The organism is uncultured Ruthenibacterium sp., assembly GCF_963558415.1.
GTDB lineage: Bacteria > Bacillota > Clostridia > Oscillospirales > Ruminococcaceae > Ruthenibacterium.
The window spans coordinates 1-8,307 of the sequence record NZ_CAUWGY010000094.1 but is presented as its reverse complement, the minus strand read 5'-3'; the positions used below and the strand labels follow the sequence as shown (position 1 = coordinate 8,307).

Annotated in this window: 9 protein-coding genes; all 9 read right to left on the bottom strand. The window is 58.3% G+C overall.

Going from position 1 to position 8,307, the window contains the following annotated elements; all coding sequences use genetic code 11:
* Positions 1 to 123 precede the first annotated feature (123 nt).
* Positions 124 to 954, bottom strand: coding sequence for a carbohydrate ABC transporter permease (locus tag AB5H98_RS11780; protein WP_367926091.1), 831 nt, complete (start codon positions 952 to 954; stop codon positions 124 to 126).
* Complete coding sequence (locus tag AB5H98_RS11775; protein ID WP_367926090.1) at positions 954 to 1,838, bottom strand: carbohydrate ABC transporter permease; 885 nt, start codon at positions 1,836 to 1,838, stop codon at positions 954 to 956. Before AB5H98_RS11775 ends, AB5H98_RS11780 begins: the two co-directional genes overlap by 1 nt.
* A gap of 369 nt (positions 1,839 to 2,207) precedes the next feature.
* On the bottom strand, positions 2,208 to 2,912 hold the full coding sequence (locus tag AB5H98_RS11770) for a transglycosylase domain-containing protein (RefSeq protein ID WP_367926089.1): 705 nt from the start codon (positions 2,910 to 2,912) through the stop codon (positions 2,208 to 2,210).
* Between the two features lie 103 nt (positions 2,913 to 3,015).
* Complete coding sequence (locus tag AB5H98_RS11765; RefSeq protein WP_367926088.1) at positions 3,016 to 3,843, bottom strand: hypothetical protein; 828 nt, start codon at positions 3,841 to 3,843, stop codon at positions 3,016 to 3,018.
* Positions 3,844 to 3,846: 3 nt separating this feature from the next.
* Positions 3,847 to 4,110: a phage holin gene (locus AB5H98_RS11760; RefSeq protein ID WP_367926087.1), complete on the bottom strand. Its 264-nt coding sequence runs from the start codon at positions 4,108 to 4,110 to the stop codon at positions 3,847 to 3,849.
* Positions 4,107 to 5,279 carry an SH3 domain-containing protein gene (locus AB5H98_RS11755; protein ID WP_367926086.1) on the bottom strand — a complete coding sequence of 391 codons (1,173 nt, stop codon included), beginning with the start codon at positions 5,277 to 5,279 and terminating at the stop codon, positions 4,107 to 4,109. The genes AB5H98_RS11760 and AB5H98_RS11755 overlap by 4 nt, the downstream gene beginning before the upstream one ends.
* Before the next feature lie 13 nt (positions 5,280 to 5,292).
* Positions 5,293 to 5,910 carry a hypothetical protein gene (locus tag AB5H98_RS11750; RefSeq protein ID WP_367926085.1) on the bottom strand — a complete coding sequence of 206 codons (618 nt, stop codon included), beginning with the start codon at positions 5,908 to 5,910 and terminating at the stop codon, positions 5,293 to 5,295.
* A 13-nt stretch (positions 5,911 to 5,923) separates the two neighbouring features.
* Complete coding sequence (locus AB5H98_RS11745) at positions 5,924 to 6,481, bottom strand: hypothetical protein (RefSeq protein ID WP_367926084.1); 558 nt, start codon at positions 6,479 to 6,481, stop codon at positions 5,924 to 5,926.
* Positions 6,478 to 8,307, bottom strand: a 1,830-nt coding sequence (locus AB5H98_RS11740; RefSeq protein WP_367926083.1) for a hypothetical protein, incomplete at its 5' end; no start/stop codon positions are given. The genes AB5H98_RS11745 and AB5H98_RS11740, both read right to left, overlap by 4 nt.

Genomic DNA, 8,307 nt, shown 5'->3' with positions numbered 1-8,307 from the left:
AGCCAGGCTCAGTGCCATCACTAAGGACAGGGTCAATGCGATCATTTTTCTTAACATCGTTTTTCCTCCTTTTTTTGGTATGCACTTTTTTATCCTACGCGGCAGGGCCGCGCAAAATCGATATCAGCCCTTCACCGCGCCGGCCGTGACGCCATCCAGAACTTGCTTTTGAGCGATCACGAAGAAGATGAACAACGGGGTGATGGACAAAGTGACCGCCGCAACCGCCGTATCCCAGGAGAAGAACGCCTCGTTGAACAGAGACATCATGGCGATTTGCAGGGTGCGGAACTCTACCTTGGTCAGGATGAACTGAGTCATGAGGTAGTCATTCCAGTAAGTGAGCACTTCCAGAGATGCCACGGTGAAGATGGTGCCTTTGATCAGCGGGAACACCACGCGCCAGAACGTGCCCAGCGTGCCGCAACCGTCGATGATGGCCGCCTCTTCGATCTCCAGCGGCACCGCTTTCACGGCGCCCGACACAAGGAACATGGACATGGGCAGCGACAGCGCCCAGAAGCTGACGATAACGCCAAACAGATGGTTGCCCAGGTTCAAAATGCCGATCATTTTCGCGAACACGATCATGATGCACTGGAACGGAACGCACATGCCGCTCAAGAACAATACGTTCCAAACTTTGGTAAACGGATTGCGGTGACGGGCGATCCAGTAACCGGTCATGCCCGAGAACACTACGCAGCCCAATGCAGAGAACACAGTGATGATAACGGTGTTTTTCAACACCACCGGGAAGTTCAGCCGCTCCCAGGCGCTGGCGAAGTTGGCCAGCGTGGGCTCTTGGGGCCATGCGGCGATGTTCGCCGCGATCTCACGATACGGTTTGAATGCGTTGAGTACGGTGAAATACAGCGGGACCAGCACGATCATCGCGCTGAGTGCAATCAAAATCACGCGCACCCAGGTATCAATTGCTTCACGACGTTTCATTACTGCTCCACCTCCTTGCGTGAGGTAAAGGAGACCTGTGCAAAGGCAATCGCTACCAGAACGATGATGAATACCACCGATTTCGCAGCACCGAAGGACATCTGGTTGCTGCGGAACGCAGTGTTGTAGATGTTCATGGTGACCGCCTCAGAAGTACGGTACGGGTTGCCGTTGGTCAACGAGAGGTTGGTGTCGTACAAAAGCATTGCCCAGTTGATGGCAATGAACAAGCAGCGAGTGACCGAAGTCATCAGCATCGGAATGGTCACCTTGCGCAGAATCTGCCAGCGGCTTGCGCCGTCGATGGTGGCTGCCTCGATGTAGCTGTTGTCGATGGCCGAGAAGCCTGCGCCGTAGATGCTCATCAGATAGCCGGACAGCGTCCAGGTCATAACGATGACCAGTGCCCAGAACGAAGATTCCGGTGTGGTGAACCAGTTCTGAGAGAACCAGCTCCAACCCGTCCAGTTACCAAACTGTACGAACACGTTCTGGAAAATGAAGCGCCACAAGAAGCCCAGGATAACGCCGCCGATGATCCGGGGCACGTAGATCAGCGCTCTCCACAAGTTGCGCAGGGGGATGTCCTTGGACAGTATGTACGCCCAGCAGAACGCAATCAAGTTGGAGAATGTGACTACAAAGAACGAGAACCGAATAGTGAACCAGAACGAAGTCCAGTACTCTGGCTCCGCAAAGGTCTTGGCGTAGTTTGTAAACCCAATGAAATTAAATCCCGGATCCACGCCGTTCCAGTCCGTAAAGGAATACAGAACCTCGCCGCACAGCGGGATCAGGAACAGGGTCGTGAACATGAGGACCGCCGGTCCCATGAAGATCGCACAGTCCAGCCAGGACGTCCGACCCAGCTTCCGTTTTCGCATGTTCGTTCACTCCTCATCAATGTTTTTGTTTATTTCAAGATTAAACAATTTTGACCCCGAAGTAAATGGAACTTTTTGATTCAAAATTGGGCAATTTTGATATATTATATTTTTTTTAATAAAACAAACTGTGTATAATGGTCAATTTTCACAAATCTATCAAAAAAATCCCCCCGAATTCGAGCTTCGGGGGGGACAATTTTGAGGTCCTCTGGGTCGATTTTGTACTTGTTTGCAAAACACTCGCACACGCTTGTGTGCAAATTTCTGTCTTGTCGGCGGTTTTTGTCCGCGTTAGGAGGACAAGCCCTGTTTGAGAAGGCTCAAAATCCTCCAAAAGCGGGGCAAAGAGCGCCGCCGATGCAAAGCTTATTCGGCGGCCTGTTCCAGAATGGCGTCGGCCTGCGTCTGGGTAAGATAGCCTGCGCTCACCATGCTGTCCAGCACGATGCGCTGGCGCTGGTGCGCCAAATCCGGGTTCACAGTGGGCGCGTACACGCTGGGCGCATTGGGCACGCCTGCCAAAAGCGTACACTCGTAATCGGTCATGTCCGCAGGGTCCTTGTCAAAGTAAAAGCGGCTGGCATCGTACACGCCGTAGCAGCCTTCGCCATAATAGATGCTGTTGATGTACAATTCCAAAATGGTGTCCTTGTCGTACTGTTTTTCGACTTCCCAGGCCACGAACACCTCGGCCACCTTGCGGGTGAACTTTTTCTCTTGGGTGAAGTACAAATTTTTGGCCAGTTGCTGGGTAAGCGTGCTGCCGCCTTCGGCCAGGGTGCCGGTGCGCAGGTTGGTGTACACCGCCCGGCCGATGCTGCGCACGTCCACCCCGTGGTGGCTGTAAAAGCGCCGGTCCTCCACGGCCACCACCGCCTGGGGATACACCTTGGGCAACTCTTCCAATTCCGTGTAGTTCGGCTGGTCCTGAATGCGGGCCACCGCCTGCTCCACCGGTTCGGCCTTTACGGCCTGGCGGTACATTTGATAGCCGTCCCACACCACGGCCCCCACGGCCACGGTGACGAGCAGCACAAAAGCCAACGCACCTAGTTTCAGTGCTTTTTTCATGGGCACATTCCGTCCTTTTCTGGGGTTTTCTCCATTATAAGGTCAAAATGTGTCCAAATCCAGAACAGACGCCTTACAAAATCCTTACATTTTTGAAAGGCGGCTAGTTCATCCAATTCATCGTCTTCGACACCGCGGGGTTGCGGCCGGAGTTCGACGGCCGGCGGACGGTGGCGCCGGTCAGCAAGCCCGTAAGCGAGCCCAGAGAAGAAGCGGACACTCCATTGGACGAGCCGGACGAAGTTTTGGACGACGAGCGGCCGGACGTGCTGCGCGAAGAAGAGGACGGCGTCAGCGCGTTGATGGCGTCGAAGTAGTTTTGCTGGTAGTTTTGCAAACGGGCCTGGCTCTGAGCGTCCCAGTCGGCGATGGCCTTTGCCTGGGCCTGCTGGAACGCGTTTTTCTGATTGGTGTACGCGGTGGCGTAGTCGGTCTTTGTCTTGTTGTACTGAGCGGTCTGGTCGGCGCGGGCCTGGGCCAGTTGCTGCGCCAGCTTTGCCAGTTCCTGGGTGCGGGTATTTTCGAGCTGGCCGCGGTTTTGCCCGTACTGATTGGCAAGGCCCAAAAGCGTTGTCTCGGACGCGCCGCCGCTGCGGCCCAGCGCCGCGAGCTGCTGGCCCAGATTTTTCTGACTCATCATATAATTGATGTACGCCTGCTGCAGCCCCTGCCCGGCGGCGGTGTTCACGGCGCCGGCGTCGGCGTTGTAGCCGCTTTGGAGCTGAGCCAGAGCCGCCTCGAAGTCCTGCTGGGCCGCCGCCAGTTGCGCTTTGTAATTTGCGTCAAGGTTTGCGTAAATGTTGTTGTAGTACTGCTCGGTGCTGGCCAGCATTTGCTGACGGGCCGCCTGTTCGGCCGCCTGCTGCTGGGCCAGTTGCTGCGCCAGGCGCTGAACGCTGGCATCGTAGGCGCTTTGTGTTTGATTGGCCAAGGTTCATTCTCCTTTCTTTGGCTGTGTATACGTGCGCGCGGACTGGCTGTCCGACAAACCGGCTGTGGTGGGGTCGTTGACCACCCCCAGCAGCGCCAAAAGCGTGAACACCGTGCCTGTGAGCCCCGTGAGCTGCCGGCTCAAATCCGTCGTGTCCAGCGAGACGCCGAACATCGCACACACCTGCTGCGCCAAAAGCAGCAGCGCCGGGATCGCCGACAGCCAAAAGGCTTTGTTTTTGAAGCGCACCATCCAGTTGATGTTCATTCTTCCCTTCTCCTTTCCTTGTGCTCCAAAAGCACAATGCGTTTTTCATGGTCGGCCAGGGCCGCGTCCTGCTCGGTATTATGCGCCCACAGCCGCTGATGGGTCTGCCGGGCGGATACTTTTTGCTGGGCCATGTCCTGCTTGAGCTGTTCCAGCGTCACATTCAACCGGGTGATGTTGCTGTTGAGCCGGATGATGGGCGCTCCCACGGCCCCAAACAGTCCCGCCACGGCAATTAGAACCGTCACCTTTGCGTAGATTTGGCCGTCCTCGCCGAGGCACACCCAGCCATCCTTTTCCCCGGTGACCACATACGCCCAGCCGTCTTTTATTTGCAACGTTTCCAGCACATCGCCTTTTTTCACGCTGCCCACCTGGGTGTATTCCTCCACGCCCGGGCCCGTGCGCACCCGCAGGCTGTCCACGGTGACCTGCACTTTGCTGACGGTCGCATGGTACAGGGATACGGTCAAATTCAGCTCCTGCGCCTTTCGAAGAATGGTGATTTGGTCGCCCGCCGAGGCAGGCGCTGTGATGAGCGCTCCGTTTTCGGCCGATACGGCAATGCCCAGCGGCTGGCACACCTTTTGCATCAGCACCACGTCTCCGGCGCTGATGGGCGTGTCCGCGTAAATTTTGAGCCTTACCGCTTCGCCCGAGAGGGGTTTCACCGGGTTTTCCCCGTAGATGCCCACGCGGTTTGCACAGCCGGAATAATGCGTGGGGTCGAGACCTGCGCCCGTGGATGTGGCCCGCACTTCGAGATGGCAGTGCTTGATGGGGGGACTGGCCTCGGCGGCGTTGCCCGAATTGCCCATGACGGCCAAAGCGTCGCCGCTTTTCACTTTCTGGCCCACGGCTACGAGGTTTTGGGCGTTGTGGCAGAAATAAAGATAATTGACTTTGTCAGGCGTCTGGTTTGCGTCCAGCTTTACGCACACGTAAAAGCCCCACTCCCAGGTGCGGTTGCCCGTGGACTTGTCCACCTTGCGGGCCGTGACGACGGTGCCCGAGATGGACTTGCCGTCGTAGTCGGGCAAAAGGATGCGGTCGCTGTCCAGGCCCACCACGTCCTGGCCGCCGTGCCAGGTCTTGCCGTTTCCACGGGTATAGCCGTAGCAGGAGTAATAGTAGGGCACCTGCATGCGGCCCGAAAAAAGATTTGCCATGTCAAGACCTCCTTTACGCTTCGATGTAACAGAATGTGACGACGAACAGCTCGGTGGTCTGGATGGGCTGGTAGGTGCCGTTGGATTCGAACACGATGATTTTGGGGTCGGTTTCCAACAGACGCGCCGTGACCAGGATGGGCTCGCCGGTGATGGCGCAGCCGGTGGTGTACAGCCGGCTGCCCACAGGCGCGGTGGGGATGCGGTCCGGCAGCGTCAAGGTGGTGTTCCAGTCGCCCGTTTGGTTCGCCTTTAAATTGTGCACTTCGATCATGTGGAATTTGCCGAAGGCGTGGTGGTAGACCCCGCCTGTCTCATGCACGGTCAGATTGGTATAACTGCACTCGCTTGTGATTTCTTCATGAACAACGCTGTTTTGCACAGCGCCCACGTCCTGGGCGGTGAGCGTGATGCTCTGGCCGGACTTTCCGTTGACGGTGGTGGGAAGGCCCTGTTCGCCTTTTTCCCCTTTGGGAATGGTGAAATTCAGGATGGCGTCTGCGGATGTGCCGGAATTGACCACGGCGGCCTGTGTGCCCGGCTCGCCCGTGACCACCTTGCCCACCTGCACCGTGGCGCCCGGCCCCTGCGGGCCGCGCACGCTGCCCAGATTGATTTCTTTTGTGGCCATGCTGTTCCCCCTTTTATTGTGCTGTATAAATCAGTTGGTCGTTTTCGATGCGCAGCGGCGGCTGCTCGTTCCCGTCCCGCCAGACAAGGCGCAGACAGCCCTCGGCGTCCACGTACATGCTGAACAGCCCCGGGTCCAGATCCACCACCACGCCCGGGTCGCCTTTTTCGCCTTTGAGCGCGCGTATCTCGGTGGTATTGGCCTGCGCGTCGTCGAACAGCACCGCGTCGCCGGTAAATTTCAGCTTGCCGCGCTGGGGCAGGGCGGTGCCGTCCGGGCCAAGGATGCGGTGGCCGGAAGAGGAGATGGTCTCAAAGTTCTCCCCGTCTGTGGAAATTTCCACCTGGCCGTCGCCGTTGAGGCGCAGAACCTTCACGTCGGCGCTGTGCACCGATGTGTCCAGCGAAAGGGCGGTCAACGCGTCGATGAGGGCGTTGTGTTTTTCTTTGACCTCGTTGTCGGTGCGGCTGTCGAACTGCTGTTTGAGCCACTGGGCTTTGTTTTCGATTTTGTCCGGCAGGCCCGCGATGCCTGTGGCGTAGCCGGTGATTTTCTGGTCGTTCAAATTCATCGCTTCACCTTCCCTCCTACTTTATAATTCACATGAATGGCAAACAGGCCGAAAGGCTCCCGGGCCCGGCTGTTTTCCACGATGATCTGGAACAGCTTGACCTTTTTTGCCTTTTTGCGCACGCTGACCACGGACGGCCGGTCCAATGTGTTGAACGTGAACCGGGAAAAGTCGATGTCGTTCCAATCGAAGATGTCCACGTTGGCCGAGCGGGCCAGCTTTTGGTACTCCTTGTCCGTGGCGTAGTAAATTTCCGCGCCCGAGCGGGCGAAGGGCTGCAGCACCACAAAGGCGCCTGTGACCGTTTTGAGATTGGCCCAGGTGCCCAGGTTCAAAAGCGGCGTGGACCAGGACGCTGCCACCGGGCGGCCGGTGGTGTCGTCGGGGCTGTCACAGTCGCAAAAGTCCCCGGCCAGGGTGCCTTTGGAAAAACAGCGCACCGCGCCGTCCTGTGTGCCAAAGCACAGCGTGCCGTCCTCGTCCCACAAGGCCGTGGCGCCGATGCCCGTCCAGTAATACCCCTCCATCTGATAGCTGGACGCCGGCTCGTTTTTTTCGTACTGCTTTTGGCTTGAATCCAAAAAATACAGCCAGTCGGCTCCGGCCAAAACGTAAAACCGGTCCCACACAGCGGCCGGGGCGTTTTCCAGGCGCTCTTTGCGCAGAGCGCCGTTCAAATAGTAGCTGCGCACCTGCACCGTGCGCTCGCCGGTGACGGTGGTGGGCGTGAGCGCCGCCACGCCCAGCTTTGTCAGGTACAGCGGCTCCGAGGCCACCGAGCAGAACGCCCGGTCCGACACGGCCCCCTCGCCCTGAAGGATGTCCGTGATGCGGAACACGGCCGTGCCGTCCTCGTCCAGCTCGCCCTTTCGCACAAAGATGTTGCGGCTGTTTTCCTCGCCGCTTTTGTGGGCGATGAGCGACCCGCCCAGCACGCTGTACCCTAAGATGGGGCTTATTTCGGAGCCGAGGATGCCGTAGTTTGTATCCCCGATGTACGCCGGGTCGTTCCACTCGCTCCAGTGGTCCACGTTGGGCTGCGACGGGTCCCCGGTGAGGAAGATGCGGTCCATGGCGCCGTCCACGCCGTACAAAATGGCCCGGCGGCACCGGTCCACTTCCCCGCAGTCCCTTTCCACCTCATAGGTGATGCGCACGTTGTCCTCGCCTTCCACGGGGCTTTTGCCCGGGGCGGTCTTGAACGTGACTTTGCCCAGAGCCCGGTCCACGGTGAAGTCGGCCGTCTCGGTCTTTTCCTGCCAGTTTCCCTCTGCGCTCAGCACCTGGGCCGTGACCGGAGCATCGGTGAGCTGTTGCAGCGACAAATAGTAATCGACCGTGCCCTCCTCGCCCAAATAGCTCTCGGTCTGTTTGCCGGTCAGAAGGTTGATGGCCTTATAACTGGTGGCGCCGTTTTTGCCGTTGGGCGCCTTTGCGATGGTGATGATGGGCACGGTGGCGATGTCCGCCACCGGGGCCACGGTCTCGCCGTCGCAATAAAGATACTTTTTTCCGTCCAGTATCCACAGCTTTTCCTTGAGCTGCACCGCCGCGCCGGCGGCGTCGTTCATGTCCGTGTACAGCGCCGTGGGGCCGGACTCGTCGATGCGGTACAGCGTAGTGCCCGCGTGGATGAGGCGAACCGACTGTTCGCCGCGCTTTAAAACAAACGAGCCATGGACTTTTCCATCCAGCACAAACCGGGTGCGGTAGCCCGGCCGCTTTGCGGGAAAGCCCTGGGCGTCCGGCATCATGTTGGGCGCCGCGGGGCTGCGGGACGGGTCGATGGTGGTGATGTCCCCAGTCAAATCAACGCCCTTGAACGC

What these genes read in the sequence shown, in the direction of transcription:
- AB5H98_RS11780 (WP_367926091.1), bottom strand. Translation starts at nt 954, where the DNA reads ATGAAACGTCGTGAAGCAATTGATACCTGGGTGCGCGTGATTTTGATT.
- AB5H98_RS11775 (WP_367926090.1), bottom strand. Translation starts at nt 1,838, where the DNA reads ATGCGAAAACGGAAGCTGGGTCGGACGTCCTGGCTGGACTGTGCGATC.
- AB5H98_RS11770 (WP_367926089.1), bottom strand. Translation starts at nt 2,912, where the DNA reads ATGAAAAAAGCACTGAAACTAGGTGCGTTGGCTTTTGTGCTGCTCGTC.
- AB5H98_RS11760 (WP_367926087.1), bottom strand. Translation starts at nt 4,110, where the DNA reads ATGAACATCAACTGGATGGTGCGCTTCAAAAACAAAGCCTTTTGGCTG.
- AB5H98_RS11755 (WP_367926086.1), bottom strand. Translation starts at nt 5,279, where the DNA reads ATGGCAAATCTTTTTTCGGGCCGCATGCAGGTGCCCTACTATTACTCC.
- AB5H98_RS11750 (WP_367926085.1), bottom strand. Translation starts at nt 5,910, where the DNA reads ATGGCCACAAAAGAAATCAATCTGGGCAGCGTGCGCGGCCCGCAGGGG.
- AB5H98_RS11745 (WP_367926084.1), bottom strand. Translation starts at nt 6,481, where the DNA reads ATGAATTTGAACGACCAGAAAATCACCGGCTACGCCACAGGCATCGCG.